The sequence below is a fragment of the Stenotrophomonas maltophilia genome (assembly GCF_004920835.1).
Taxonomy (GTDB): domain Bacteria; phylum Pseudomonadota; class Gammaproteobacteria; order Xanthomonadales; family Xanthomonadaceae; genus Stenotrophomonas; species Stenotrophomonas maltophilia_AQ.
In genome coordinates this window covers 1-23736 of sequence record NZ_QFHO01000026.1, presented here as the reverse complement: position 1 = coordinate 23736, position 23736 = coordinate 1, and the positions used below count along the sequence as shown (strand labels likewise).

Genomic DNA, 23736 nt, shown 5'->3' with positions numbered 1-23736 from the left:
TCAAGCAGATACAAAAAGACAATCAGGAGATTGCATGCGTCAGGCGCAGGAACGGGAATTCCACAGCTTCGACCAGGTACCGCTGTTCTACAGGTACTGGCCGGGCGCCACGACAACCACGCCAGCGAAGGCCATCGTGCTGCTGCATCGCGGCCATGAGCATTCCGGCCGCGTGACCCATCTGGTTGACGAACTCGACCTGCCCGACACCGCCTTCTTCGCCTGGGATGCACGTGGCAACGGCCGTTCGCCGGGCGCACGCGGCGATGCGCCGGGCTTCCCGGCGCTGGTGCGCGACCTCGACAGCTTCATCGCCCACATCGGCGCCGAGCATGGCATCGCGGTGGAGGACATCGTGGTGATCGCGCAGAGCGTGGGCGCCGTGGTCGCCGCGACCTGGGTGCACGACTACGCACCACGCCTGCGCGCGCTGGTGATGGCTTCGCCGGCGTTCAAGGTGAAGCTGTACGTGCCATTCGCACGTGCGGGCCTGGCCCTGATGCAGAAGCTGCGCGGCAACTTCTTCGTCAACAGCTACGTCAAGCCGCAGTGGCTGACGCATGACCCGGCACGGGTGGAAAATTATCGCACCGACCCGCTGATCACCCGGCCGATTTCGGTGCGCGTGCTGTTGGGCCTGTACGAGGCCGCCGACCGTGTCGTGGCCGATGCGCAGGCGATCAGTGTGCCGGTGCAGTTGCTGGTGTCCGGTTCGGACTTCGTTGTGCACCGCGCGCCGCAGGACCGCTTCTACGAGCGCCTGTCCAGCCCGATCAAGGAGCGCGTGCATCTGCCGGGCTTCTTCCACGACACGCTGGGCGAGCGCGATCGTGCACCGGCACTGGTGCGTATCCGCAGCTTCATCCAGGCGCGTTTCGCCGAACCGCTGCGCGAGCTGTCACGGCGTGATGCGCACCGCCACGGGCCAACCTTCGAGGAATCGGAAATCCTGGCCTGGCCACCGGAGCGCAACAGCTTGGCCGACCTGCGCTGGCGCGTGGTACGCGGTGGCCTGCGCTTCGGCGGCACGCTGTCCGAAGGCATCGCGCTGGGCCTGCAGACCGGTTTCGATTCGGGCAGTACGCTCGACTACATCTATCGCGACGAAGCACGAGGCAAAGGTCCATTGGGGCGGATGGTTGACCGCAACTATCTGGACGCGATCGGCTGGCGTGGCATCCGCGTGCGCGGCCAGCACCTGCAGGAACTGCTGCGCGATGCTGCCCAGCGCCTCCGTGGGCAGGGCACGCCGGTGCGCGTGATGGACGTGGCCGCCGGCCACGGCCGCTACGTGCTGGAAGCGCTGGGAACGGGCGAACAGCGCGCCGAGCGCATCGTGCTGCGTGATTTCAGCGATCTGAACGTGACCCAGGGTCAGGCTTTGATCGAGCGCCTTGGTGCGGCCGACATCGCCCGCTTCGAGCAAGGCGATGCGTTCGATCCCGCGCAGCTGGCAGCGGTGGACCCTGCACCGACGCTGGCGGTGGTGTCGGGCCTGTACGAACTGTTCCCCGACAACGACGCCGTGCTGCGCTCGCTGCGGGGCATTGCCGCGACGGTGCCGGCGGGCGGCTATCTGGCCTACACCGGCCAGCCGTGGCACCCGCAGCTGGAGTTCATCGCGCGTGCGCTGACCAGCCACCGCGGTGGCGCAGCGTGGGTGATGCGCCGCCGGACCCAGCACGAGATGGATGAACTGGTGCGCCTGGCTGGATTCGAAAAGGTGGCGCAGCGCATCGACGACTTCGGCATCTTCACGGTGTCGCTGGCGCGCCGGACCGCGTGATGGCGACGCTCGCTGCAACCCCGCTGGCCGCGGAAGGGCGCCCCTGGCGGCGCGCCCTGTTGTGGCTGGCGCTGCTGGGTCCGTTCTTCTTCGCCAGCTATGGCTTTGCCAACTGGATGGCCGGCCGCCATGCCGAACTGCCGGTGATGGCGTTCGGTTGGGAAACGCAGATTCCGTTCGTGCCGTGGACAATCGTGCCGTACTGGTCGATCGACCTGTTCTATGCGATCTCGTTCTTCCTGTGCAGGCGCCGGCTGGAACTGGACCGGCATGCACTGCGCCTGCTCAGCGCGCAGGTGATCGCAGTGGCGTGCTTCCTGCTGTGGCCGCTGCGCTTCAGCTTCGAGCGGCCGGAGATCGGCGGCGTGTTTGGTTGGCTGTTCGATGTGCTGCTGGGCTTCGACAAGCCGTTCAACCAGGCGCCGTCGCTGCACATCGTGCTGCTCATCGTGCTGTGGGTGAAGTTCGCACAGTATCTGCACGGGGTGTGGCGTTGGGTACTGCATCTGTGGGCGCTATTGATCGGCGTCTCGGTGCTGACCACGTTCCAGCATCATTTCATCGATATCCCGACCGGCCTGCTGGCCGGCTGGCTGTGCGTCTGGCTGTGGCCGGAGCAGGGCGCGCCACCGTTGCGTGCCTGGCGCACCGCGCGTGACGCCAATCGTTGGCGCCTGGCAGCGCTGTACCTGCTGGGGGCCGCTGTATTGCTGATGCCGGTGGTGCTTCTGCGTGGCGCGGCGTTGTGGCTGCTGTGGCCGGTGGTATCGCTGCTGCTGGTGGCGTTGGCGTATGCGGGGCTCGGTATGGCGGTGTTCCAGAAGCGCGCCGACGGTCGCCTGACGATGGCGGCGCGCTGGCTGCTGGCGCCCTACCTGGGTGCGGCCTGGATCAATTCGCGGCTGTGGACGCGCCGTGCGCCGCAGCCGGTGCCGGTGATGGATGGTGTGTGGCTGGGGCGTATTCCCTGCGCTGCATTGCCGGCACCCTTGGTCGGCGTGGTCGATGCCTGTGCCGAACTGTCCTGCCGCGCGCCGGGCGCCGCGTATGCCAGCGTGCCGGTGCTGGATCTGGTGGTTCCTGCACCGGAGCAGCTGCGCGAGGCGGCCGAGGCCATCGAGCGGCTGCGTGCGCACGGACCGTTGCTGGTGTGCTGCGCACTGGGCTATTCGCGCAGCGCCGCCAGCGTCGCGACCTGGCTGCTGCGCAGTGGCCGTGCGGGCGATGCCGAAGCAGCGGTGGCGATCGTGCGCGCTGCACGCCCCGGCATCGTGCTGGGCACGGCGCATCTGTATGCCATCGCTGCTGCAGCGGGAGTGCGCGCATGAGTACGGTTCCCGATCTGGCGACCATGCAGTTGCTGCTGAGGCAGGGGCGTTGGCCGGCGCTGCTGTCGCTGGGCCTGTTGCTGGTGGCGTTGCTGCTGCTCGGTATCGAGCCGGGGCTGGCGATGATCGCTGCCGGCCTGTTGCTGCTCAGTGTCGTTGTCGGGCTTGCACAGGCGTACCACGCATGGCGGGTTGGGTTGGACGCGAGCCTGCTGAAGCTGCTGCGTAATGAAGGGCTGGAAGGCGAAGCCGCCGCGCGCCGTATCGATCAGGTGCTGCATGACAACGGCTTGCGCCGCGTATCGTCCGACGCACCGCTGCGCGGCTGGGACCTGCGCTGGGCAGGCATGCGTCGCCTGTTGCTGCGGCAGTACCTGCTGACAGGCGTGCAGGGTGTGCTGCTGGTGCTGGCCGTGTTGTGGCCGCAGACGTGAACGGGAGGACCCGATGTTCGCCGAACTGATTGCCCGCGCCTGCAGTGGTGCGATTCATGTGGTGACCGGTGCGCGTGCGCTGTGGATCGGCTGTGCACCGTCCAGCGAGCGCCGCGTGTACTACGGCAACCATGCCAGCCATGGTGACTTCGTGCTGATCTGGTCGTCGATGCCGCCGGCGTTGCGGCGCCAGGTGCGACCGGTGGCCGCGGCCGAATACTGGCAGCGCGATGGCCTGCGACGCTACCTGATCGATGCGGTGTTCAACGGTGTGCTGGTCGAGCGCGAGGCCGGTCATCGCCAGCAGGATCCGCTGCAGGTGCTGCGTGATGCGGTGGACGAGGGGTGTTCGTTGATCCTGTTTCCAGAAGGTACGCGCAACGTGGGCGAAGAGCCGTTGCTGCCGTTCAAGAGCGGCATCTTTCACCTGGCACGGCAACGGCCGGAGCTGGAGTTCGTACCGGTGTGGATCGACAACCTGAAGCGGGTGATGCCCAAGGGTCGTTTCCTGCCGCTGCCATTGCTGTGTACGGCCACCTTCGGTACACCGCTACGGCTGCAGGCCGATGAGGACAAGGCCGCCTTCCTGGCACGCAGCAGGCAGGCGCTGCTGGACCTGGCGCCGAATGGAGGTCGTGCATGAGTTTCGTGTTGGATGTCTCTGGCGATCTGGCAACGCAGAGTGTCGGCCAGCAGACCGGCCTGCTGTTCGCGGGCGTGGGCGCGGTGCTGGTGCTGGCCACGCTGGTGGCCGAAACGCTGCGCTGGCGCCGGCGTGGGCAGCCGAGCGCAGTGATCGCCAACCTGGTCTCGCGCATCCGCGCCTGGTGGGTGATGGCGATCGTGGTCGGGTTGGCGCTGTTCTTCGGCCGTGCCGGGGTGATCGTGCTGTTCGCGATCATCTCGCTGTTCGCGCTGCGCGAGTTCATTACCCTGGCGCCGACACGCTCAGGCGACTACTACGCGCTGCTGGCCGCGTTCTACATCGTGCTGCCGTGGCAGTACTACCTGGTGTGGATCGACTGGTACGGCATGTACACACTGCTGATCCCGGTCTATGCGTTCCTGTTCCTGCCGATCCTGTCGACCATCGGCGGCGACACCACCCACTACCTGGAGCGCACGGCGAAGGTGCAGTGGGGGCTGATGATCTGCGTGTTCTGCATCTCGCATGTGCCGCTGCTGCTGAACCTGCACGTGCCCGGCCATGACCCCTCGCGCAACGTGTTGCTGTTCGCCTTCCTGGTGATCGTGGTGCAGTCCTCGGACGTGCTGCAGTACATCTGGGGCAAGCTGCTGGGCAGGCGCCTGATCGCACCGAAGCTGTCGCCGTCGAAGACGGTGGAGGGCTTCGTGGGTGGTGTGCTCAGTGCCAGCGCGCTGGGGGCGGCGCTATGGTGGATCACCCCGTTCACGCCGCTGCAGGCCTTCGGCCTGTCGCTGTTGATCAACCTGATGGGGTTCTGGGGTGGTCTGGTGATGTCGGCAATCAAGCGCGACCGTGGCATCAAGGACTGGGGCCACATGATCGAGGGCCATGGCGGCATGCTCGACCGGCTGGATTCGGTGTGTTTCGCCGCGCCGGTGTTCTTCCACGTGGTGCGGTACTACTGGAAGGCAGGCGGCGGCGGTTGATGCCGCTGGGCCGTCATCCACGCATGGCGTGGATCTACCGGTAGTGCCGGCCGCTGGCCGGCAACTGCAACATCCTGCCATCGTTCATGGGGTTGCCGGCCAGGGGCCGGCACTACCCTCGTGCGCGCTTACGCGCTGATGCCGTATTCCTTCAGCTTCTTGCGCAGGGTGGCGCGGTGGATGCCCAGCATCGCTGCAGCCCGGCTCTGGTTGCCTTCGCAGTGGTTGAGCACTTCCACGAACAACGGGATCTCCATCTCGCGCAGCACGATCTCGTAGACATCGTCCGCGTCGCAGCCATCAAGGTCACGCAGGTAACGGCGCACGGACTGGGCGACATGTTCACGCAGCGGTGGCCGGGCAGCGCCACGACTGTTGTCAGGACGAGAAAGGACAGCGTTCAAGGGGGTTCCCGATTCGGTTGCCCGTGCGCGCGGAGCGCGCGGCCGGACGAGGTGGTGGCGGCCAGTCTAGCGCGAGCGTGCCCGGCCTGCCACGGCCAGTCGTGTCCATCCTGGTCACAGGAAGTCGAAGGTGAATGCGACGGTGGACGCAGCCGGCTCCTGTACACGGAAGGCAATACGCGCGCTCTGTCCCGGCTCCAGCAGGGCCGCACCGGGGTCTTCACCCAGATACTGCGCCGGCGTGAACACTGCGCTGCCGATCACCCGGCCATCCGCATCGGACAGCGACAGGCGCAGCGCCGGCCAGGCCTGCGCCCAGCGTGCATCGTTGCGGATGCTGGCCTGTACCTGCAGAACGCCTGCCTGGTTGGGCAGCGGCCGGATCTCGCGGCTGGTCATGGTGAATGCGGTTGGTTCATGCCAGGCGGGCAGGGTGCAGCGCAGGACGCCACACAGCGCCCCGAGCCACGCACGATTGCCGGCGTCGGCGGCCAGTCGCGCACGATCGGCAAGCACGCTTTGCAGAACCAGCAGCAGGGCCAGTCCGGCGACCAGCAGCCAGTGCCAGCGCGGCGTCGGCAGCCTGCGCGCGCGCGCGGCACCGAGGAAGCTGGGCGCGTCGCTGGCAACGGCGGTTGCCTGTATCGCGGCCGATACGGGCTCGATGCGCACCGCTTCATCGGCAATGACAGTGTCATCGTGGTGGTGCTTCATCGCTTCCTGTTGCGATACAGGGTCGATAGGTTCAGCCGGTGCTGCAGCAATGGGCACCGGCGCGGCTGCGTCCGGCGTGTGCGTTTCGGTCGCAGGCGCGGCATCACCTTCCGACGTGGGACGCAGGAAAGTGGCCAGTGGACGGCGCGGTGGGTTCGGCTCGGACATGCTCAGGGCGCGGGCTCGGATCCAGCGGTCATTCAACCACGATCAGGCGCGGCGCACGCCGGTGATGCGCATCCAGTCGCCGTCCTGGGTGGCCTGCAGGTCGTCGAACCACGGCGCATAGCGCTGCAGCAGTTCGCCTTCCTGGCCGTGCAGGATGCCCGACAGGGCGATGCGACCGCCGGCAGCGACGCGCGCGGCCAGCAGTTCGGCCAGCGCATCCAGCGCCGAGGCAAGAATGTTGGCGACCACGACCGGATAGGTCGCGACGGGTTCGTCCTGCGGCAGGTACACGTGCATGCGTGCCTGTTCGCCGTTGCGCTCGGCGTTGTCGGCGGTGGCCACCAGTGCCTGCGGATCGTTGTCGACGCCGATTGCCTCAGCCGCGCCCAGCTTCAGTGCGGCCAGCGCGAGGATGCCCGAGCCACAACCGAAGTCGAGCACGCGCTGGCCCTGCAGCAGGCCATCCACGGCCAACTGGTCCAGCCAGCGCAGGCACAGCGCGGTGGTCGGGTGGGTGCCCGAACCGAACGCCAGGCCCGGATCCAGTCGCACCACGGCGGCATCGGCGGACTGCGCGGCCTCTGGCAGTTCATGGTTCCACGGCACGATCCAGGTCCGGCTGCCGAAATCCATCGGCTGGAACTGGTCCAGCCAGGCGCGTTCCCAGTCCTCGTCCTCGACCGCGCGGAAGCTGCCGCCGCTCCAGTCCAGTTCCGGATCGAATGCTTCCAGTGCGGCCAGCAGCAACAGCGCATTGCTGTCGGCGGGGAACAACGCGCTCAGCACCAGGGTGTCCCACAGCGGCGTTTCGCCCACACCCGGCTCGAGGATGGCCTGTTCGTTGCTGGTATCGGCCTCGGCATCAAGCAGGGTCACGGCCAGTGCGCCGACGTCCTCCAGCGCGTTTTCATAGCGGGGCTGGGTCGCTTCGGTGCAGCGCAGGGTCAGTTCCAGGAACGGCATGGCAGTGGGGGCAATCGCGGGAAAGGGGGCCATGCTAGACCATCGGGGCGTCTCCGTATTGCCTGAGATGCCGCTCTGGGATGAACGACGCCGATTCAGACAGGCCTGCCGGGCCTTGCTAAACTCCGTGCTTTCCTGTGCGCCCTGATGCTCCACCGCCGCCAATGGCCTTTGCTCCGACCCTGAAAACCTGGTTGCTCGTGCTGCCGGCGGTGGCCGTGCTGGGCGTGGCCGGCTATCGGGCCAGCGGCCACGTGGCGCCGTCCACGGTGCAGGCAGACCTGCCGGGCGTCGCGGTCGCCGATGACAGCGCAGCAGCATTGCAGGTAATGCCGGAAGCACTGGCGCGCCGGCTGGCGGCCTTCGAGCGCGGCAACGCCCTGCCTTCAGGCCTGCCACTGGATCTCCGTGCCGATATCGAAGATGCCACCGATCTGTATGCCTACGCGCAGCGCCTGCGCGTGCAGGCCGATGAGGGCAACCACGAGGCGCGCTGGATGCTCAGCCGTGTCTATGACTACTGCGCACAGTATGCGGTCGACCCGGGCGGCTACCGCCTGGACAACAACGTGCTGGCCGGATCGGGGCTGACCGCCGCGCCGGCGATGGTGCAGGCACGCGAACGTGTCGCGCAGCGCTGCGGTGGCTTTGTGCCTGGCGACAAGCTGGGGCCGCCGCTGGTGCTTGCCGAACGGCGCAAGGCGGCGGAGCAGGGCAACCTGGCAGCCGAGGCAGCGTTGTTCGCCGAAGGCGAGCCGCTGCAGGACAGCCCCGAGTACCGCCGCGACCTGGTCGAGCGGGTGCGCACGTCGCGCGATCCGGAGGCATTCATGGCCATCGCGCCGGGCATGGGGGTGCGCGCCTCGGGCGATCGTGCGCTGAACGGCCTGGTGGCCGGCGAACAGCTCAGTGAACTGGCATGGCGGCTTGCGGCCTGCGAACTCGGTCTACCGTGTGGAGCAGACAGCGTGCTGGTCAACAGTTTTTGTGCGAACGGAGGGATCTGTTCGCAGGATGGAACGCAGGATTTCCGGGATTTCGTGTATGACGCTGCGGTTTCGCGGCAAGGTGCGGGGAAGATGAGGCAATGGATCAAGCGATTGGTTGGAAAGAGGGACGGGCAATGAATTACCGTCGATTCCTGCATGGGGCCAAATTCTGGTTCTGGGTGGCGCTGTTCGTGGCCTATTCGGCCGGTGCGGTTGGCCTGTTGATGATCGACACCTATGAAGATCGCTACCGGCATCTGTCGAAGGTGGAGCTGACCACGGTGAAGGCGCAGGAAGACGTGCGCCGCGCGGGCGCCAGCCAGGTCGCAGCGGTGTATCGCGCGCAGAGCGGCATGCCGTTCGCCTCGCTGCCGGCCGGCAGCACCTTCCAGGTGGTGTGGCCCGACGGCTCGACCGAGACCATGGTGATCGTCGACCCGACTTCGCCCAATGGCGTCCGCCCGTTGGCAAAGTCGCAGATTCCGGCGACGGCGGCCGACGCGCGCTGAAGGTAGCGCCGGGCCATGCCCGGCGGCCTCGCGCTTCGTTGCCATTTCGCCGGGCATGGTCCGGCGGTAGCGGAAGAGAAACAGAAAAGGGCGGGGATATCCCCGCCCTTTTCATGTCCAGCACCTGGCGCCGATCAGGTCAGCGCGATCGGCTTGTTCTTGCGTTCGGCAAGGCGCTTTTCCAGGTAGTGGATGTTCTGGCCACCGGCCTGGAAGCCCTTGTCGCGCATGATCCGCTGCTGCAGCGCGATGTTGGTCTTGATGCCGTCCACCACCATTTCGCTCAGTGCCACCCGCATGCGGGCGATGGCGGTCTCGCGGTCCGGACCGTGCACGATCAGCTTGCCGATCATCGAGTCGTAGTTCGACGGCACGCGGTAGCCACTGTAGATGTGGGTGTCCACGCGCACGCCGGGTCCGCCCGGCGGATGGAAGCCGGTGATGGTGCCCGGGCTCGGCACGAAGGTTTCAGCATCTTCGGCGTTGATGCGGCACTCGATCGCATGGCCGGTCAGTACCACGTCGCTCTGCTTGATCGACAGCTTCTGGCCGGCGGCGATCTTCAGCTGCTCGGCCACCAGGTCGATGCCGGTGACCATTTCGGTGACCGGATGCTCCACCTGGATGCGGGTGTTCATTTCGATGAAGTAGAAGCGGCCATCTTCGTACAGGAACTCGAACGTGCCGGCACCGCGGTAGCCGATGCGCACGCAGGCTTCGGTGCACACCTTGCCGATCTGCTCGCGCTGCTCGGCGCTGATGCCCGGTGCCGGTGCTTCTTCCACCACCTTCTGGTGGCGGCGCTGCATCGAGCAGTCGCGCTCACCCAGGTGGATGGCGTTGCCCTGGCCGTCGGCAAGCACCTGGATCTCCACGTGGCGCGGATTTTCCAGGAACTTCTCCATGTAGACCTCACCATTGCCGAACGCGGCCTTGGCCTCGCTCTTGGTGGTTTCGATGGAGGTCTTCAGCGAGGCTTCGGCGTGCACCACGCGCATGCCGCGGCCACCACCACCACCGGCCGCCTTGATGATGACCGGGTAGCCGATCTCACGGGCGATCTTGGTGTTGGCGACGATGTCATCGCCCAATGGGCCGCCCGAGCCGGGCACGCACGGCACGCCGGCGGACTTCATCGCGCGGATGGCTTCGACCTTGTCGCCCATCATGCGGATGGTGTCCGCCTTGGGGCCGATGAAGATGAAGCCGGACTCCTCCACGCGCTCGGCGAAGTCGGCGTTCTCCGACAGGAAGCCGTAGCCCGGGTGGATGGCCTGGGCGTCGGTGACTTCGGCCGCAGCGATCAGCGCCGGGATGTTGAGGTAGCTCTGCGGCGACGGTGCCGGGCCGATGCAGACCGACTCGTCGGCCATGGCCACGTGCTTGAGGTTGCGGTCGACCGTGGAGTGCACGGCCACCGTGCGGATGCCCAGGGTGTGGCACGCGCGCAGGATGCGCAGCGCGATCTCCCCTCGGTTGGCAATGACGACTTTGTCGAGCATGGCGTGCCCCTCAGCCGATCACGAACAGCGGCTGGTCGAACTCCACCGGCTGGCCGTTCTCGCCGAGGATGGCGACGATGGTGCCGGACTTGTCGGCCTCGATCGGGTTGAACATCTTCATCGCTTCGATGATGGCCAGGGTTTCGCCTTCCTTGACCTGCTGGCCAACGCTGACGAAGGCCGGCTTGTCCGGGGCGGCCGAGGCATAGAAGGTGCCGACCATCGGCGAGCGCAGCACGTGGCCTTCCGGCAGCGCCGGGCCCGGCTTGGCGGTGCCGCCGGTGGAGGCTTCGGTCGGCGACTGCATCGGCATCGCCTGCGGTGCGGGGGCGGCCGGGGCGGCATACACCGGTGCCGGCATAGGTGCGGCATAGCCGGCCACCGGGGCACGCGACAGGCGCACCGACTCTTCGCCTTCCTTGATTTCGATTTCGGCCAGGTTCGACTCTTCCAGCAGGTCGATCAGCTTCTTGATTTTGCGGAGATCCATGGTGGCCTCTTTGCTCTTGATGTCAGTGTGGTGGGAAGCGCGTCGCGCTCGGGTCAAAGCAGTTCGTAGAACTCGCGCAGCTGCCGCGTACGGTCGCGCGCGAGGGTGGTCAGGCAGCGCATCTGTGCGCCGTTGCGCGCCGTGCCATCGGAATTGAGGGCATAGACGGCGTTGCAGTCGTGGTCGCGCAGCTGCATCCAGGCACGCTGGGCCAGCACCAGCTGCTGTTCGGCCTCGCCGCAGTAGCTGCAGCTGCCACCGTGGTCCGGCGTGCGCAGCTGCTGGCGCGCCTGGGCGTACACGGTATTGAGTTCAGCGTCTGCAGCCGCCGCTACGTCCGAGGCGCACAGGTCGCTCTCCATCGTGGTGGTCGGGTGCGCACAGTCGATGCCTTCGTCCTTGCGGTCGAACGCCGTGGCCGCGCCGCAGATGCCGGCCCACAGCACGACGCTGGCAAGCACGCGCGGCAGCATCATCACGCGCCGGCCACCCGCACGCGTGCCAGCGCTGCATCCATCGCATAGCGATAGCTGTCGGCACCGAAGCCACAGACCACGCCCACGGCCTTGTCACTGAAGTAGCTGTGCTGGCGGAACGGTTCGCGGGTATGCGGGTTGGACAGGTGGATCTCGATGAACGGCACCGCCACCGCTGCCAGCGCATCGCGCAGGGCCACCGAGGTGTGGGTGAAGGCGGCCGGATTGATCAGGATGAAAGCGGTTCCGTCATTGCGCGCGGCCTGCACGCGGTCCACCAGGACGTGCTCGGCGTTGGACTGCAGGCTCTCCACGGCGTGCCCGGCAGCGGACGCCTGGGCTGCCAGGGCCTGGTCGATGTCGGCCAGCGTGGTGTGGCCGTAGACCTCCGGCTCGCGGGTGCCGAGCAGGTTGAGGTTGGGGCCGTGCAGGACCAGCAGCTTCGCCATGGGATCCGGAAGACGGGAAAGGGCGGCAGTCTGGCGGAACCGGTGGATGCTGTCCAGTTCGGCGAAGTTTGCAGCGTTTCAATTGATCGTTTGAAATCTGCCGGAGCGCTTGTGGCCGTATGGCGGGCGCTGGATCAAGGCGCGCTGAACGCCTTGCAGGCCGGGGATGCATGCACGTAGGCCGACGATGGCGGCAGGCCGGGCGATGGCTGCTGCCGCAATGGGCCGTGATGCCGTAGATCCACGCCATGCGTGGATGGCGGAGTTCGGTGCGCAGCAAGCGACGCACCCACCACTGAGCCATCTGGCCCCCCTCACGTCTCCAACGGCACCGTTGGCACCACATTCGGAAACACTTCTTCCAGCGGCTCCTGCTCGCCCGGCTTCGGCGCCGGCCAGTTGTAGGCGTTCACCGGCTGCGCGCGGTTCACCCACAACGCGTAATACAGATGGTCGGCGCGGCCATCACCGGTATTGGGATGGATCAGGATGGTCAGGCCCAGGCTGTTGAGCTGCAGCCACGGCACCAGGACCGGCAGCAGGTCGTTGGTGAAGCCGAAGTAGAACGAGGGCGTGACGTGCGGGCCGCGCGGCTCCAGGTTCCAGTTGCCCAGCTCCACCGGGAAGCGCTCGGCCGCCCAGCGCCGCAACAGGGCCGCCTTCTCGAAGCTGTCCTCGTCGAAGTAGATATGCGCGTGATAGCTCCTGATATCGGTGTAGGCACGCGGGGTGGCCGGCAGGGTGGCCTCGCCGGGGCGCACACTGGTTGGACGCGGAGTCGACTCGCTGACCGTGGCCTCGCCCCAAGGGCTGCGACCTTGGGGCGCGGGCGGAACAATGGCTCGGAAACCGGGGCGGCCCGGCTCGGTGGTGTTCGCCGCCGCTTCGGCGCGCGCGGCTGCCGGGGCGGCCGCCGCGCTGGCACTGGCCAGGCCACCGGCGGCCAGCCCGGCCGAGGCGATCAGCCGGCGGCGCGTGGGCGAGAGCAGGTCGGCCCACTGGGCATCGTCGTCGGCAGCAAACAGGGCGTTGGTGGCGGAGGTCTGTGGGTCCGGGTGCATGAAGGGCTCCATGGCAGCGTGCAGCGGGGGCAGGCAAGCACGCTCAGGCACCTGCCTCGGCAGCGTCCAATAAGCAGGCGGTATCACCTCATGCCCGTTCACCCCTTGTCATTGAGCGCGGCCGATCGACGGGCTAGGGTGCAGGTCTGCCGCCCTGGAGCCCGCCATGACCTCGCCCGATGCCGACACCCGGCGCAAGCGCGCGACCTTCCGCCAACTGCACGCACAGGGTTGTTTCGTGCTGCCCAATCCGTGGGATGTGGGCAGCGCCCGCTACCTGCAGCGGCAGGGCTTCCAGGCGCTGGCCACGACCAGCGCCGGGTGCGCTTGGAGCGAGGGGCGGCCAGACGGCGCGGTTTCGCTGCAGGCCACGCTGGAACATCTGCGGCTGATGGTGGCGGCGACGCCATTGCCGTTGAACGCCGATTTCGGTGATGGCTTTGGCGCCACACCGCGCGCGGTGGAGGAGGCCGTGGCGGCGGCAATCGATACCGGCGTAGCCGCGTTGTCGATCGAGGACGCCAGTGGCGTGGCCGATGCGCCGTTGAGGCCGATCGACGAGGCGGTCCAGCGCCTGCGTGCAGCGCGCTCGGCCATCGACCGTGCCGGCGGCGAGGTGCTGCTGGTCGGCCGGGCGGAGAACTTCTTCGTCGGAGTGCCCGATCTGCAGGACGCACTGCAGCGGCTGCGCGCCTATGCCGAAGCGGGTGCCGATGTGCTGTATGCACCGGGCATCAGTACACGCGAACAGATCAGTGCGGTAGTCGCCGCTGCGGGCTCGAAGCCGGTGAACCTGCTGGTCGGTGGGCCGACGCCGCTGAGCCTGCAGGACATCGCCGCACTCGGCGTGCGCCGGGTCAGTCTCGGCGGTGCGCTGGCGCGTGCGGCCTGGGGTGGCTTGATGCAGGCCACCCAGCCTATCGTGCAGGGCGGCCGCTTCGATGGCCTGCAGCAGGCGGCCCCGGGCGCGGCGTTGAATACGCTGTTCCGCTGACGGAAACCTGGGTGCCGGCCCAGGTGAGCAGATTGGCAGCAGGTCCACGCGATGCGTGGACGGATGAGCCCGCGACTACAGCGCCTCGATCCCGCCCTTGGGCATGGACACTTCCGGCTCCAGCGCCGGCAGCAGTTGCCGCAGCAGCCCGGGGTTGTCCAGCAGCGCAGTGCCATCGAGATAACGCCAGTCCGCAGTTCCCACGCGGCGTACAGCGACCATGAACGAGGTGCTGCGTATCGGCGATTCGCGCACGCGCAACAGTGACTGGCGTGGCACGAAGCTGACCTCTTCGCCGCCAGCGGCGTAGGTGCGGCCGGGCATGCCGGCTTCGTCGCTGATGACGGTGACCGACTTGCGCAGTTCCTTCACGGTATCGCGGGTCATCCGTGCATAGGCATCATCGCCTCCGGCCAGCTGCTTCAGGCTGGGGTGGGTGCGCGCGATGATCATCTCCGCATCGCCGCGACCGAACGCATCCAGCATCGCCTGCACGTCCTGACGCAATGCCTTTGAATCGCTGGGGCTGAGTTCGCCTGCGAAGGCCGATGGCAGCACTACCGACAGCAGCAGGGCCAGCAATGGGAGAAGCGGGCGTCGATCCATTCTCGGCTATCTCTGGGGGGAACCGCCGCACTATACGGCGGATGCGGAAACAGCGTCCCACGCATGGCGCTGGTATCCCGACAATCACTACTTACTATTGGTAGTTAGTGAATTCCGGACATCCCCCATGCACAGCCTCATCGTTACCGCCCATCCTGAATCCGGCTCGTTGACCCATGCCATCGCCAAGCGCATCGGCGAAGCCATCACCGCGGCGGATGCCGCCAACACCGTGACCCACGCCGACCTGATGGCCGAAGGTTTCGATCCACGCTTCAACCCACAGGACCAGGCCCTGTTCCGTGGCACCGGCGCAGTTCCGGCCGACGTCGCCGCCGAGCAGGCGCGGCTGGACGCCACCGACACACTGGTACTGGTCTACCCGCTGTACTGGTGGTCATTCCCCGCGCTGCTGAAGGGATGGATCGATCGTGTATTCGCCCAAGGCTGGGCCTACCAGGACGGTGCCGATGGCAAGGTGCAGAAGAAGCTGCGACGGTTGCGCGTGCACTTGGTCGGGATCGGCGGCGCGGGCGCGGACATGATCGAACGACGCGGCTACGGCGCGGCGATGAAGACCCAGATCGACATGGGCATCTTCGACTATTGCGGCGCGCGCGTGCTGTCGTCTGACCTGTTGCTGGACGCTGATTCCGGTGCGGCCGAAGCGCATCTGCAGTCGGCAGGGGAGATCGGCCGTAAAATCGGAACTCCAATGCACTGATCGCCGTGTCCCGCCGATGCCTGCCAACGCCGCTCCCACGCGCCGCCGATTGACCCGCGAGCAACGCGCCCGCCAGTTGCTGGATGTGGCCTGGGCGCTGGTTGGCGACGAAGGTACCGACGCGCTGACGTTGGGGCGGCTGGCCGAGGCCGCGGGCGTGACCAAGCCGGTGGCCTACGATCACTTCGTAACCCGCAACGGATTGCTGGCCGCGCTCTACGATGACTACGACGGCCGGCAGACGGTGGTGTTCCACGAGCGCATCGGCCGCGCCCGGGCGCAGCTGGCCGACCGCGCGGCAGCCATCGCCTCCGGCTACATCGATTGCATCCTCAGCCAGGGCAGTGAAGTGCAGGGCATCCTCGCAGCGCTGGTGGGCGCGCCGGAACTGCACGAGGTGCGGCGGCGTTACCAGCAGGACTTCATCAACAACTGCGACGCCTGGCTGGGCCCGTTCGCCGCCGATGGCACAGTGCCCTTGGCGGGACGCTGGGCGATTCTCGGTGCTGCCGAAACCCTGTCAGAAGGGGTAGCCGCCGGTGCCCTGGACAAGATGGAGGCCGAACATGAGTTGCAACGCCTGATCGTGGCCACCGTCAAACGGCGCTGAGCCGCTCAGGCGTCGGCGCTGCTGCCGGCCAGCGCAGCGAATCCGGCGGCCAGCCGTTCGCGTACCAGAGCATCGCGTGCGTCGCGGCTGTCCGAGCCAAGCACCACTGTGATCAGCCGTACCGGATGCGCGCGCCGTGGCACAGGTTGGCAGGCGGTGGCGGCCAGGCAGAAGCCCGCGGCCTGGGTGTAGCCGGTCTTCAAGCCATCCACGCCGTCATCGCCAAGCAGGGCATTCTGGTTGTTGCGGCTGAAGCTGCCGTGCGCGAACGCGCGCTGTGCGGTGACGGCCAGAATCTGCGGATGATCGTTCAGCAGGCAGGCCGCCAGCACTGCCATGTCGCGGGCGCTGGACGCATGGTGTGGCGTGGTGATGCCGGAGACGCTGGCGAACCAGGTGCTGCGCAGGCCGAGCTGGCGTGCGTGCCGGTTCATGCGGTCCAGGAATGCAGACTGTGATCCGTCCAGATGACGCGCGATGGCCAGCGCCGCATCATTGCCGGAGACGATCATCAACCCTTCCAGCAAGCGTGCCAGGCTGACCCTTTCGCCGGGCACCAGGCCCATCCGCGTTTCATCATCGGCCACCGCGTGCACGTCTTCGGCGGCAATGGTGACCGCCTCGTCCCATGTGCGACCCCCTTCTTCGATGCACGCATACGCTGCGTAGGCGGTCATCAGTTTGGTCAGCGACGCCGGCTGCCGCGCGACCCCGGCGTTGTCCTGATGGATCACCTCGAAGGTGGCGGCATCGAGGGTGATGAAGGAGAGAGGCGCGCGTGCAGGGGAAGAAGACGGCATGGATGCTGCGGTGGCGAGGGAAGCTCGCAGGATAGTGCGCATCGGCTGCATGAAGCTGCAATATTGAAATGATATAACGTTCGAAATAATGGGCCGCCACTGGCCTGACGGGACCTCCGATGACTGCACACATGCCACGCCGTTGGCTCCCTTCCTCTCTGCTGCTCGCGCTGCTCGCGCTCGGTGGCTGTCAGCCGAACCTGCGCGCCGATACCGCTGCGGCCAGCACCACGCGCCCGCACAACGTGATCGTGATGATCAACGACGGTGCCGGTTGGGGCACCTGGGACGCGGCTGCCTACTGGCAGTACGGCAGCCGCGAAGGCGCCCCCTATGCGGACTTCCCGCAGCGCCTCGCCGTGACCACCTATCCGTTGAACGCCAGCAGCCAGCCGACCCGCGACAACGCGCAGACCCTCGGCTACGACGCGGCCAAAGCATGGGATGACTCACCGGTTCCCGCGCAGGACCTGCCGTTCGCCGGCTACCAGTACCTGGCCGCGGTCGCCACCGACAGTGCAGCGGCGGGCACGGCGTTGTCCTCGGGCATCAAGACCTACAACAACGCCATCAACTACAGCAACGATGGCAACGCGGTGGAATTCAATACGCTGCATGCCAAGCGCCTGGGCATGGCCACCGGCGTGGTCACCTCGGTGCCGTTCGCACATGCCACGCCGGCCGCGTTCGCTGCGCAGAACGAATCGCGCAACAACTATCACGCCATTGCGCACCAGATGCTGGCGCAGGGCCACATGGACCTGGTGATGGGTACTGGTGGTCCCGGCTACAGCGTTGATGGCCATGCCTGTGACGAAGGCGCGGGCGCGGGCGCGGTGAAGGCCGAGGGCTGTGCGAACCCGTGGGAGTGGGTGTCGCAGCAGGATTGGCAGCAGCTGGAAGCGGGCAGCACCATCGCCGGTAATCCGTCCGGGCCGTGGCGCCTGATCCGCAGCAAGGAGGCGTTCGCTGCGCTGGCGCAGGGACGGCTGCCGACCGACCGGCCGCTGATCGGCGTGCCGCGCGTGGCCAACACGCTGCAGCAGGCGCGCCAGCTGCAGGTGCTGGGCAAGGATGCGGCCACGCCTTCTGGTGTGAGGAAGATCGACAGCGTGCCGGATCTTGCAACCATGACCCGCGGTGCGCTGCAGTTCCTGCAGCAGCGTTCGGCCGAGGGCCTGTTCCTGATGGTGGAAGGTGGCGCTACCGACTGGGCCGCGCATACCAGCGCCTGCGGCACCGAATGGCACTACGGCCAGTGCGGCGACCAGCCGCAGTACGGCCGGCTGATCGAGGAAACCGTGGAGTTCAACGACGCGGTGACAGCAGTGATCGAGTGGATCGAACGCAACGGTGGCTGGGAACGCACCCTGCTGATCGTCACCACCGACCACGACAACAGCATGCCGATGGGCCCGGATGCACAGAGCGTGGCCTTCGAGCCGGTGCGCAACAACGGCCGTGGACGCATGCCGGGGATGAGCTTCCGTCCCACCGGCAACCATTCCAATGCACTGGTGCCGTTGTGGGCCAAGGGGGCAGGGTCGGAGCTGCTGGGCCAGCGCGTGCGGGGCGTCGACGAGGGCTACCGCCAGCATGTGCGCTGGAACGACGGCAGTTACATCGACAACACCGACGTGGCTGCGGCGGTGCAGGAAGCACTGCAGCGCTAGGGTAGTGCCTGCCGCTGGCCGGCAACCTCGGTGACCGGGCATCTTGCCGCTGCCGGCCAGCGGCCGGCACTACCGGGAGTGCTGCTGGGCGGCGGGGACGGCGACGGGGAAGGGCTGGCCAGTTGCCGCGCCAGCTCGGCGTTGGTCACATGGCCATGCAGGAACAACAGGCCGCTGAAGATGTTCATGTGCGTACCTCCACTTGAGTGGATTGCACGATACGGGCAGCATGGAAGGCGAAAAAGCGACATTTCCGCAAGCTTGCCTTGAGAGGAATTCAAGCCTGATGTCCCGCCCACCCCTCCATGCCCTGCAGGGTTTCGTGGCTGCCGCCCGGCTCGGCAACCTGTCGCGCGCGGCGGCGTCGATGAACCTGACCGTCAGTGCACTCAGCCATCAGATGCGCCAGCTGGAAGAGCGGCTCGGGCAGCCGCTGCTGGTCCGCCAGCCACGTGGTGTCACCCTCACCCTTGAGGGGCAGCGCCTGCTCGACCAGGTGGGTCCGCACCTGGATGCGATCAACGAAGCCTTCCAGCCCTATGCCGCGCGTGCCGAGCACGTGCTGACGATCAGCGCGGTGCCATCGATGGCGTCGGCCTGGCTGGTGCCGCGCCTGGGCCACTTCGTGGCTGAGCACCCACAGATCGAGATCAACTTGCAGTCGAGTGAGCGCCTGGTGGATTTCGAGCGTCAGCGGCAGTTCGACGCGGCGCTGCGGCTGGGCAGAGGGCACTGGCCCGGGCTGGTGGTGGAGCCATTGTTTGACGAGTGGCTGCTGCCGATGGCCAGCCCGGCGCTGATTGAACGCATGGGCGGTATCGACCGCGTACCGCTGACCCAGTGGCCACTGCTGGGTGATCCTGACGGCGCGTGGGGCGCGTGGTTCGCCTTGAGCGGGCAGAGCCCGCCGCCGCGCTTCGTGGCGGTGCTGGATGATTCGGAAGCGCACCATCGCGCGGCGCTGGATGGCGTGGGCGTGGCGCTCGGACGGGTGACCCGGGCACGCCTGCTGCTGGAATCCGGCCAGCTGGTTGCGCTGTCCAGCCAGCGCCTGAAGACGGCGTGGCCGCATTGGCTGGTGTACCCGCAGCGCTCGGCCAGCCATCGTGGCTTCCTTGCTTTCCGCGACTGGCTGCATGCGCAGGCCGCCGAGCACGTGCGGCACATGGCAGGGCAAGGGCCGCACGGCTAGACAGGTGCACCGGCCTGTCCGGCCGCTGTCATCAGGGCGTGGCCGGCCGCGGCGAAGCTGGGCACCTCCACCCAACACCGCCTGCCGCCATGCGCTACCGCCTCGCCGTTCTTGATATCGCCGGAACCACCGTTGCCGACCCGGGACTGGTCGCCCGCGCCTTCGTTGAAGCGATGGCCGCCGCCGGCCACGCCATCGACGTAGAGCACGTGCGCCCGTTGATGGGCTACCCCAAGCCGCAGGCGATCGCCCGCCTGTTGGGGACTGCGGTGGACGACCCGCACGTGGCGCCGATCCATGCCGACTTCGTGGCGCGCATGCTCGAGTGCTACCGCCATGCACCGGGCATCGCGCCGCTGCCGGGTGCCGAGGTACTGTTCGAAACGCTGCGCGCGCACGGCATCCGCATCGGCCTGGATACCGGCTTCTCGCGTGACATTGCCGAGGTGATCATCGAGCGGCTCGGTTGGCAGGATCGCATCGATGCGTTGGTGGCCAGCGATGAGGTCCCGATGGGTCGCCCCGCGCCGTACATGATCCATGCGCTGATGCAGCGCACCGGTGTGGATGACGCCGCCGCTGTAGTGAAGGTGGGCGACACCGAGGTCGACATCAACGAAGGCCGCAATGCCGGCGTCGGCCTGAACATCGCGGTCACAACCGGTGCGTTCACCCGTTCCGAACTGCTGCCGCATGGTCCGGACCACATCATCGACCACCTCGACCGCCTGCCGGCGCTGCTCGGCCTGGCACGTTCCGGCACGGTCGCCGCTGCATGAGCCGGCCCTCGCTGCGGGCTCGGCTGCAGGGGCATCGGTTGGCGCTGACGGTGTTCGCCGGCAGTGCCGCGCTGTCCACCTATGCGTGCATGTATGCCTTTCGCAAGCCATTCGCCGCCGCATCGTTCGATGACCAGCATCTGTTCGGCGCCGACTACAAGGTGTGGCTGGTGGTGGCGCAGGTGCTGGGCTACATGTGCAGCAAGTTCATCGGCGTGCGGGTGATCGGCGAACTGCGCGCCGAGCGCCGCGCCAGCCTGCTGCTGGGCCTGATCGGCATTTCCTGGTTGGCACTGCTCGGCTTCGCGCTGGTGCCGGCGCCGTGGAACATCCCGTTCCTGTTCCTCAACGGCCTGCCGCTGGGCATGGTGTGGGGCCTGGTGTTCAGCTACCTGGAAGGGCGACGGACCACCGAAGCGATGGGCGCGATCCTTGCCTCCAGTTTCATCATGGCCTCCGGCGTGGTGAAGTCGGTCGGAAAATGGCTGCTGCTGCAGGGCGTTAGCGAGTTCTGGATGCCGTTCCTGTGCGGCCTGCTGTTCCTGCCGCTGCTGCTGGTGTCGGTACGCATGCTGGAACGCATTCCCGCCCCGGATGCCGCCGACCTGCGCGAGCGCTCGCCGCGGCTACCGATGGACCGCGCGCAGCGTCGCGCCTTCGTGCGCCGCTTCCTGCCGGGGCTGGCGCTGATGATCCTGTGCTACGTGTGCCTGACCGTGGTCCGCGATTTCCGCGACAGCTTTGAAGCCGAGCTGTTCCGCGAGCTGGGCTACGGTGGCAGCGCCGGCGTGTTCGCCGCCATCGAAACGCCGGTGGCGTTCGCGGTGCTGGCACTGACCGCCGGCCTGACCTGGTTCCGCAACAACCTCAACGGCCTGATGGCGTTGCACGCGCTGATGTTCATCGGCCTGGCCACTGCAGGACTGAGCACGCTGGCGTTCCGCGAAGGCATGCTGCATCCGCTGGCGTGGCTGGGCCTGGTGGGCTTCGGCCTGTACCTGGCCTACGTGCCCTTCAACTGCGTGTTCTTCGAACGCCTGATCGCCACCTTCAAGGTCGCTGGCAACGTCGGCTTCGTGATGTACCTGGCCGATGCGTTCGGCTACCTGGGCAGTGTGCTGGTCCTGCTTGGCCACGAATTCTCTGGCCTGCAGCTGTCGTGGGTGCGCTTTTTCTCCAGTGCGGTCATCCATCTGTCGTTGCTGGGCGGTGCCTGCCTGCTGCTGTCCCTGCTGTACTTCCACCACAAGGCGCTGCGCCTGGCCCGCATGCCAGCACTCGCCTCCGTCTGAGTCCATCCCCCATGAAGAACACAACCGCCCTCGTGGTCGGTGCCGGCATCGTCGGCCTGGCCGTGGCCCGCGCGCTGGCCGTGCGTGGCTGCAAGGTCACCGTGCTGGAGCGCCATGAACGCGCTGTCGGCGCCTCCATCCGCAACTTCGGCATGGTCTGGCCGATCGGCGTGCCCAATGGACCGCTGTATGAGCGCGCGCTGCGCTCGCGGCAGATCTGGCAGGAGCTGATCGACGTGGCCGGCCTCTGGCACGATCCCAGTGGCTCGTTGCATGTGGCCCATGCCGAAGACGAATGGGCCGTGCTGCAGCAGTATGCGACGGCCAATGCGCAACTGCGCCCATGCCGCCTGCTGGATCGGGATGCGGCGCTGGCGAAGTCGCCGGCATTGGTGGCGCGCGAGCTGCGCGGCGCGCTGTTCAATGCCGATGAGCTGGTGGTCGATCCGCGCCAGGCGATCCGCGCGCTGCCGGACATGCTGCATGAACAGCACGGTGTGCAGTTCCATTGGCGCACGCCGGTAACGGCGGTGGAGAGCGGTCGGGTGTGGTCCGGCAGCCGCCTGTTCGAGGCGGATCAGGTGTTCGTCTGCAGCGGTCCGGAGTTCGAGCAGTTGTATCCGGAGCGGTACGCGGCAGCACCATTGACCCGCTGCAAGCTGCAGATGCTGCGGTTGGCCGCACAGCCGTCCGGGTTCCGCCTGGGTGCGGCCCTCTGTGGCGGCCTGTCGCTGGTGCACTACGCCGGATTCCGCGAGGCCGCCGATGTCGCGCCGTTGCAGGCGCGTTACCAGGCCGAGCATGCCGACCTGATCGAGCTCGGCATCCACGTGATGGCCGCGCAGAACGGCCAGGGTGAAATCACCATTGGTGATTCGCATGCCTACGCACATACGCACGATCCGTTCGATGAGCACGCCATCAACCAGAAGGTGCTCGATTACCTGTCCCGTTTCATGCAGGTACCCGACGCGCGCATTGCGCAGACCTGGCACGGCATCTATCCCAAGCTGCTGGATGGCAGCAGCGAATTCGTCGCCGAGCCGGCACCGGGCGTGACCATCGTCAACGCCATCGGTGGCGGTGGCCTGGGCATGACGCTCAGCTTCGGTCTGGCCGAAGAGCTGGTGGACGGCCGCTACACGGCGCTGCGGCGCGCAGCCTGAGGCGCTGCACGCGGCGGGTGCAATGCCCGCCGCGCTTTCGCTAGAGATCGCTGCTGACCATCAGCTGCACCCAGTCACCGGCGAAGCAGGTGATGCCGAACTGCACCGCTTGCCCCTGTGGATCGACATTCAGCGAATGCACGCACAGCACCGGCCGTCGCGTCGATTGCCCGAGCACGCGCGCGACCTCGGCATCGGGCAGGCGCGCCATCACCGTGGTGTGCCGGCGCAGGTAGTCGGTCACCCCGAATGCGGCCAGCGTGCGGGTCACCGACGGCGTGCGTGCGAACACCTCGCCCAGCCCCGGGAAGCGGGTGGCCGGGAAATAGGCTTCGCTGTGGTCCACAGTACGGTCTTCCACCTGGCTGGAGTACACCACCCGATGCACGCGCTCGCCAGCGATCAGGCCGAGCGCGCGCGCTACCTGGCGGCTGGGCACCTGCACCCGGGTGTCGATCAGGGTGTAGTGGCTTTCTACGTTCAGGTCATGCATGGCCCGGCCGAAACGCGTGCGTCGGCTGATCGGGTAGTGGTACGGATGCTCCTGCACGAAGCTGCCGCGGCCGGTTTCGGTGCGAATGTAGCCGCGCTCCTCCAACGCCTCGATCGCGCGCCGCACGGTATGGCGGTTGACTGCGAAGCGCGTGGCCAGGTCCTGCGCCGAGGGCAGCTGGTCGCCTTCCACCAGCTGGCGTTCGCGGATCTGCCGCAGCAGCGCCTGTTCGATCTGCTGCCACAGCGGCAGCGCCGAATCGCGCGGCGTCAAGGCCGGGTCGGTCATGGTCATCAAACCTCCATCTGCGGCTGCTGGACTAGACAGGTGCACTGCACGTGCGGGCATATCAACGCGTTGCGGTTGCAACGGCATGACACAGACGGCGAAATCCATGGGCGAGCGCATTCTCGACAACCTGAAGCTGGTGCTGGCCGACGAGGTCGTGCACGGCCACGTGGTGCTGGACGGGCCGTGTATCCGCGCGGTGGGGCAGGGG

General features: G+C 67.2%; 27 protein-coding genes. 15 read left to right on the top strand and 12 right to left on the bottom strand.

Annotated elements, in window-relative coordinates; genetic code table 11:
- The first annotated feature begins 34 nt into the window (after nt 1–34).
- The 5 genes from DI041_RS16400 to DI041_RS16380 are packed head-to-tail and all read left to right on the top strand — an operon-like array spanning nt 35 to nt 5183.
- Complete coding sequence (locus DI041_RS16400) at nt 35–1786, top strand: bifunctional alpha/beta hydrolase/class I SAM-dependent methyltransferase (protein ID WP_136639406.1); 1752 nt, start codon at nt 35–37, stop codon at nt 1784–1786.
- Nucleotides 1787–1809: 23 nt separating this feature from the next.
- Complete coding sequence (locus DI041_RS16395) at nt 1810–3114, top strand: phosphatase PAP2/dual specificity phosphatase family protein (RefSeq protein ID WP_211195213.1); 1305 nt, start codon at nt 1810–1812, stop codon at nt 3112–3114.
- Nucleotides 3111–3548 carry a hypothetical protein gene (locus DI041_RS16390; protein ID WP_136639404.1) on the top strand — a complete coding sequence of 146 codons (438 nt, stop codon included), beginning with the start codon at nt 3111–3113 and terminating at the stop codon, nt 3546–3548. The genes DI041_RS16395 and DI041_RS16390 overlap by 4 nt, the downstream gene beginning before the upstream one ends.
- Nucleotides 3549–3561: 13 nt before the next feature.
- A complete protein-coding gene (locus tag DI041_RS16385; protein ID WP_136639403.1) occupies nt 3562–4191 on the top strand; it encodes a lysophospholipid acyltransferase family protein in 630 nt (209 codons plus the stop codon).
- Nucleotides 4188–5183 (top strand): phosphatidate cytidylyltransferase, encoded by a 996-nt coding sequence (locus DI041_RS16380; RefSeq protein ID WP_136639402.1) that lies wholly within the window; start codon nt 4188–4190, stop codon nt 5181–5183. Before DI041_RS16385 ends, DI041_RS16380 begins: the two co-directional genes overlap by 4 nt.
- A gap of 128 nt (nt 5184–5311) precedes the next feature.
- On the opposite strand, the gene fis is transcribed toward DI041_RS16380, so the two are convergent.
- The 3 genes from fis to prmA all read right to left on the bottom strand — a co-directional run bounded on the left by fis (nt 5312) and on the right by prmA (nt 7432).
- Entirely contained in the window at nt 5312–5587 is a 276-nt protein-coding gene (gene fis / locus DI041_RS16375) for a DNA-binding transcriptional regulator Fis (protein WP_006397198.1), read from the bottom strand.
- 114 nt (nt 5588–5701) lie between these two features.
- Complete coding sequence (locus DI041_RS16370) at nt 5702–6469, bottom strand: DUF3426 domain-containing protein (RefSeq protein WP_136639401.1); 768 nt, start codon at nt 6467–6469, stop codon at nt 5702–5704.
- 42 nt (nt 6470–6511) lie between these two features.
- Nucleotides 6512–7432 (bottom strand): 50S ribosomal protein L11 methyltransferase, encoded by a 921-nt coding sequence (prmA, locus tag DI041_RS16365; protein WP_046986074.1) that lies wholly within the window; start codon nt 7430–7432, stop codon nt 6512–6514.
- A gap of 164 nt (nt 7433–7596) precedes the next feature.
- On the opposite strand from prmA, the gene DI041_RS16360 reads away from it, so the two are divergent.
- Entirely contained in the window at nt 7597–8559 is a 963-nt protein-coding gene (locus DI041_RS16360; RefSeq protein ID WP_046986043.1) for a hypothetical protein, read from the top strand.
- Nucleotides 8556–8930 carry a hypothetical protein gene (locus DI041_RS16355; protein WP_065723554.1) on the top strand — a complete coding sequence of 125 codons (375 nt, stop codon included), beginning with the start codon at nt 8556–8558 and terminating at the stop codon, nt 8928–8930. Before DI041_RS16360 ends, DI041_RS16355 begins: the two co-directional genes overlap by 4 nt.
- A gap of 134 nt (nt 8931–9064) precedes the next feature.
- On the opposite strand, the gene accC is transcribed toward DI041_RS16355, so the two are convergent.
- The 5 genes from accC to DI041_RS16330 form a co-directional block, all read right to left on the bottom strand.
- Complete coding sequence (gene accC / locus DI041_RS16350) at nt 9065–10432, bottom strand: acetyl-CoA carboxylase biotin carboxylase subunit (RefSeq protein ID WP_006397186.1); 1368 nt, start codon at nt 10430–10432, stop codon at nt 9065–9067.
- Between the two features lie 10 nt (nt 10433–10442).
- Nucleotides 10443–10922, bottom strand: coding sequence for an acetyl-CoA carboxylase biotin carboxyl carrier protein (gene accB, locus DI041_RS16345; RefSeq protein WP_006397184.1), 480 nt, complete (start codon nt 10920–10922; stop codon nt 10443–10445).
- Between the two features lie 53 nt (nt 10923–10975).
- Nucleotides 10976–11398: a lysozyme inhibitor LprI family protein gene (locus DI041_RS16340; protein WP_012512269.1), complete on the bottom strand. Its 423-nt coding sequence runs from the start codon at nt 11396–11398 to the stop codon at nt 10976–10978.
- Nucleotides 11398–11847, bottom strand: a complete 450-nt coding sequence (gene aroQ / locus DI041_RS16335; RefSeq protein WP_136639400.1) for a type II 3-dehydroquinate dehydratase — start codon at nt 11845–11847, stop codon at nt 11398–11400. Before aroQ ends, DI041_RS16340 begins: the two co-directional genes overlap by 1 nt.
- A 314-nt stretch (nt 11848–12161) precedes the next feature.
- Nucleotides 12162–12908, bottom strand: a complete 747-nt coding sequence (locus DI041_RS16330; RefSeq protein ID WP_136639399.1) for a DOPA 4,5-dioxygenase family protein — start codon at nt 12906–12908, stop codon at nt 12162–12164.
- A 166-nt stretch (nt 12909–13074) separates the two neighbouring features.
- Here DI041_RS16330 and DI041_RS16325 point away from each other — a divergent pair, with 166 nt between their 5' ends.
- Entirely contained in the window at nt 13075–13902 is an 828-nt protein-coding gene (locus tag DI041_RS16325) for an isocitrate lyase/PEP mutase family protein (RefSeq protein WP_136639398.1), read from the top strand.
- 75 nt (nt 13903–13977) lie between these two features.
- Here the strand turns inward: DI041_RS16325 and DI041_RS16320 are convergent, their stop codons facing one another.
- Nucleotides 13978–14508: a hypothetical protein gene (locus DI041_RS16320; protein ID WP_046986039.1), complete on the bottom strand. Its 531-nt coding sequence runs from the start codon at nt 14506–14508 to the stop codon at nt 13978–13980.
- Between the two features lie 127 nt (nt 14509–14635).
- Here DI041_RS16320 and DI041_RS16315 point away from each other — a divergent pair, with 127 nt between their 5' ends.
- A complete protein-coding gene (locus tag DI041_RS16315; protein WP_046986038.1) occupies nt 14636–15232 on the top strand; it encodes an NAD(P)H-dependent oxidoreductase in 597 nt (198 codons plus the stop codon).
- 16 nt (nt 15233–15248) lie between these two features.
- Nucleotides 15249–15842, top strand: coding sequence for a TetR/AcrR family transcriptional regulator (locus DI041_RS16310; protein WP_046986037.1), 594 nt, complete (start codon nt 15249–15251; stop codon nt 15840–15842).
- A 5-nt stretch (nt 15843–15847) separates the two neighbouring features.
- Here the strand turns inward: DI041_RS16310 and DI041_RS16305 are convergent, their stop codons facing one another.
- Nucleotides 15848–16642 carry a D-alanyl-D-alanine carboxypeptidase family protein gene (locus tag DI041_RS16305; protein ID WP_136639397.1) on the bottom strand — a complete coding sequence of 265 codons (795 nt, stop codon included), beginning with the start codon at nt 16640–16642 and terminating at the stop codon, nt 15848–15850.
- A gap of 119 nt (nt 16643–16761) precedes the next feature.
- Here DI041_RS16305 and DI041_RS16300 point away from each other — a divergent pair, with 119 nt between their 5' ends.
- Nucleotides 16762–18315, top strand: a complete 1554-nt coding sequence (locus DI041_RS16300) for an alkaline phosphatase (RefSeq protein ID WP_136639396.1) — start codon at nt 16762–16764, stop codon at nt 18313–18315.
- On the opposite strand, the gene DI041_RS16295 is transcribed toward DI041_RS16300, so the two are convergent.
- Nucleotides 18312–18503 carry a hypothetical protein gene (locus tag DI041_RS16295; RefSeq protein WP_046986035.1) on the bottom strand — a complete coding sequence of 64 codons (192 nt, stop codon included), beginning with the start codon at nt 18501–18503 and terminating at the stop codon, nt 18312–18314. The two genes, DI041_RS16300 and DI041_RS16295, sit on opposite strands and share 4 nt — an antisense overlap.
- Before the next feature lie 98 nt (nt 18504–18601).
- Between DI041_RS16295 and DI041_RS16290 the strand changes: the two genes are divergently transcribed.
- From DI041_RS16290 to DI041_RS16275, 4 genes are all read left to right on the top strand, one after another.
- Nucleotides 18602–19507 (top strand): LysR substrate-binding domain-containing protein, encoded by a 906-nt coding sequence (locus DI041_RS16290; protein ID WP_136639395.1) that lies wholly within the window; start codon nt 18602–18604, stop codon nt 19505–19507.
- Between the two features lie 89 nt (nt 19508–19596).
- On the top strand, nt 19597–20286 hold the full coding sequence (locus DI041_RS16285) for an HAD family hydrolase (protein ID WP_136639394.1): 690 nt from the start codon (nt 19597–19599) through the stop codon (nt 20284–20286).
- On the top strand, nt 20283–21578 hold the full coding sequence (locus tag DI041_RS16280; protein ID WP_136639393.1) for a DUF5690 family protein: 1296 nt from the start codon (nt 20283–20285) through the stop codon (nt 21576–21578). Before DI041_RS16285 ends, DI041_RS16280 begins: the two co-directional genes overlap by 4 nt.
- A gap of 11 nt (nt 21579–21589) precedes the next feature.
- Nucleotides 21590–22744 (top strand): TIGR03364 family FAD-dependent oxidoreductase, encoded by a 1155-nt coding sequence (locus DI041_RS16275; RefSeq protein ID WP_248298493.1) that lies wholly within the window; start codon nt 21590–21592, stop codon nt 22742–22744.
- A 40-nt stretch (nt 22745–22784) separates the two neighbouring features.
- On the opposite strand, the gene phnF is transcribed toward DI041_RS16275, so the two are convergent.
- Nucleotides 22785–23531 (bottom strand): phosphonate metabolism transcriptional regulator PhnF, encoded by a 747-nt coding sequence (phnF, locus tag DI041_RS16270; RefSeq protein WP_169050354.1) that lies wholly within the window; start codon nt 23529–23531, stop codon nt 22785–22787.
- Nucleotides 23532–23736 lie beyond the last annotated feature (205 nt).

What these genes read in the sequence shown, in the direction of transcription:
- DI041_RS16400 (WP_136639406.1), top strand. Translation starts at nt 35, where the DNA reads ATGCGTCAGGCGCAGGAACGGGAATTCCACAGCTTCGACCAGGTACCG.
- DI041_RS16390 (WP_136639404.1), top strand. Translation starts at nt 3,111, where the DNA reads ATGAGTACGGTTCCCGATCTGGCGACCATGCAGTTGCTGCTGAGGCAG.
- DI041_RS16385 (WP_136639403.1), top strand. Translation starts at nt 3,562, where the DNA reads ATGTTCGCCGAACTGATTGCCCGCGCCTGCAGTGGTGCGATTCATGTG.
- DI041_RS16380 (WP_136639402.1), top strand. Translation starts at nt 4,188, where the DNA reads ATGAGTTTCGTGTTGGATGTCTCTGGCGATCTGGCAACGCAGAGTGTC.
- DI041_RS16370 (WP_136639401.1), bottom strand. Translation starts at nt 6,469, where the DNA reads ATGTCCGAGCCGAACCCACCGCGCCGTCCACTGGCCACTTTCCTGCGT.
- prmA (WP_046986074.1), bottom strand. Translation starts at nt 7,432, where the DNA reads ATGCCGTTCCTGGAACTGACCCTGCGCTGCACCGAAGCGACCCAGCCC.
- DI041_RS16360 (WP_046986043.1), top strand. Translation starts at nt 7,597, where the DNA reads ATGGCCTTTGCTCCGACCCTGAAAACCTGGTTGCTCGTGCTGCCGGCG.
- DI041_RS16355 (WP_065723554.1), top strand. Translation starts at nt 8,556, where the DNA reads ATGAATTACCGTCGATTCCTGCATGGGGCCAAATTCTGGTTCTGGGTG.
- accC (WP_006397186.1), bottom strand. Translation starts at nt 10,432, where the DNA reads ATGCTCGACAAAGTCGTCATTGCCAACCGAGGGGAGATCGCGCTGCGC.
- accB (WP_006397184.1), bottom strand. Translation starts at nt 10,922, where the DNA reads ATGGATCTCCGCAAAATCAAGAAGCTGATCGACCTGCTGGAAGAGTCG.
- DI041_RS16340 (WP_012512269.1), bottom strand. Translation starts at nt 11,398, where the DNA reads ATGATGCTGCCGCGCGTGCTTGCCAGCGTCGTGCTGTGGGCCGGCATC.
- aroQ (WP_136639400.1), bottom strand. Translation starts at nt 11,847, where the DNA reads ATGGCGAAGCTGCTGGTCCTGCACGGCCCCAACCTCAACCTGCTCGGC.
- DI041_RS16330 (WP_136639399.1), bottom strand. Translation starts at nt 12,908, where the DNA reads ATGCACCCGGACCCACAGACCTCCGCCACCAACGCCCTGTTTGCTGCC.
- DI041_RS16325 (WP_136639398.1), top strand. Translation starts at nt 13,075, where the DNA reads ATGACCTCGCCCGATGCCGACACCCGGCGCAAGCGCGCGACCTTCCGC.
- DI041_RS16320 (WP_046986039.1), bottom strand. Translation starts at nt 14,508, where the DNA reads ATGGATCGACGCCCGCTTCTCCCATTGCTGGCCCTGCTGCTGTCGGTA.
- DI041_RS16315 (WP_046986038.1), top strand. Translation starts at nt 14,636, where the DNA reads ATGCACAGCCTCATCGTTACCGCCCATCCTGAATCCGGCTCGTTGACC.
- DI041_RS16310 (WP_046986037.1), top strand. Translation starts at nt 15,249, where the DNA reads ATGCCTGCCAACGCCGCTCCCACGCGCCGCCGATTGACCCGCGAGCAA.
- DI041_RS16305 (WP_136639397.1), bottom strand. Translation starts at nt 16,642, where the DNA reads ATGCCGTCTTCTTCCCCTGCACGCGCGCCTCTCTCCTTCATCACCCTC.
- DI041_RS16300 (WP_136639396.1), top strand. Translation starts at nt 16,762, where the DNA reads ATGACTGCACACATGCCACGCCGTTGGCTCCCTTCCTCTCTGCTGCTC.
- DI041_RS16295 (WP_046986035.1), bottom strand. Translation starts at nt 18,503, where the DNA reads ATGAACATCTTCAGCGGCCTGTTGTTCCTGCATGGCCATGTGACCAAC.
- DI041_RS16290 (WP_136639395.1), top strand. Translation starts at nt 18,602, where the DNA reads ATGTCCCGCCCACCCCTCCATGCCCTGCAGGGTTTCGTGGCTGCCGCC.
- DI041_RS16285 (WP_136639394.1), top strand. Translation starts at nt 19,597, where the DNA reads ATGCGCTACCGCCTCGCCGTTCTTGATATCGCCGGAACCACCGTTGCC.
- DI041_RS16280 (WP_136639393.1), top strand. Translation starts at nt 20,283, where the DNA reads ATGAGCCGGCCCTCGCTGCGGGCTCGGCTGCAGGGGCATCGGTTGGCG.
- DI041_RS16275 (WP_248298493.1), top strand. Translation starts at nt 21,590, where the DNA reads ATGAAGAACACAACCGCCCTCGTGGTCGGTGCCGGCATCGTCGGCCTG.
- phnF (WP_169050354.1), bottom strand. Translation starts at nt 23,531, where the DNA reads ATGACCATGACCGACCCGGCCTTGACGCCGCGCGATTCGGCGCTGCCG.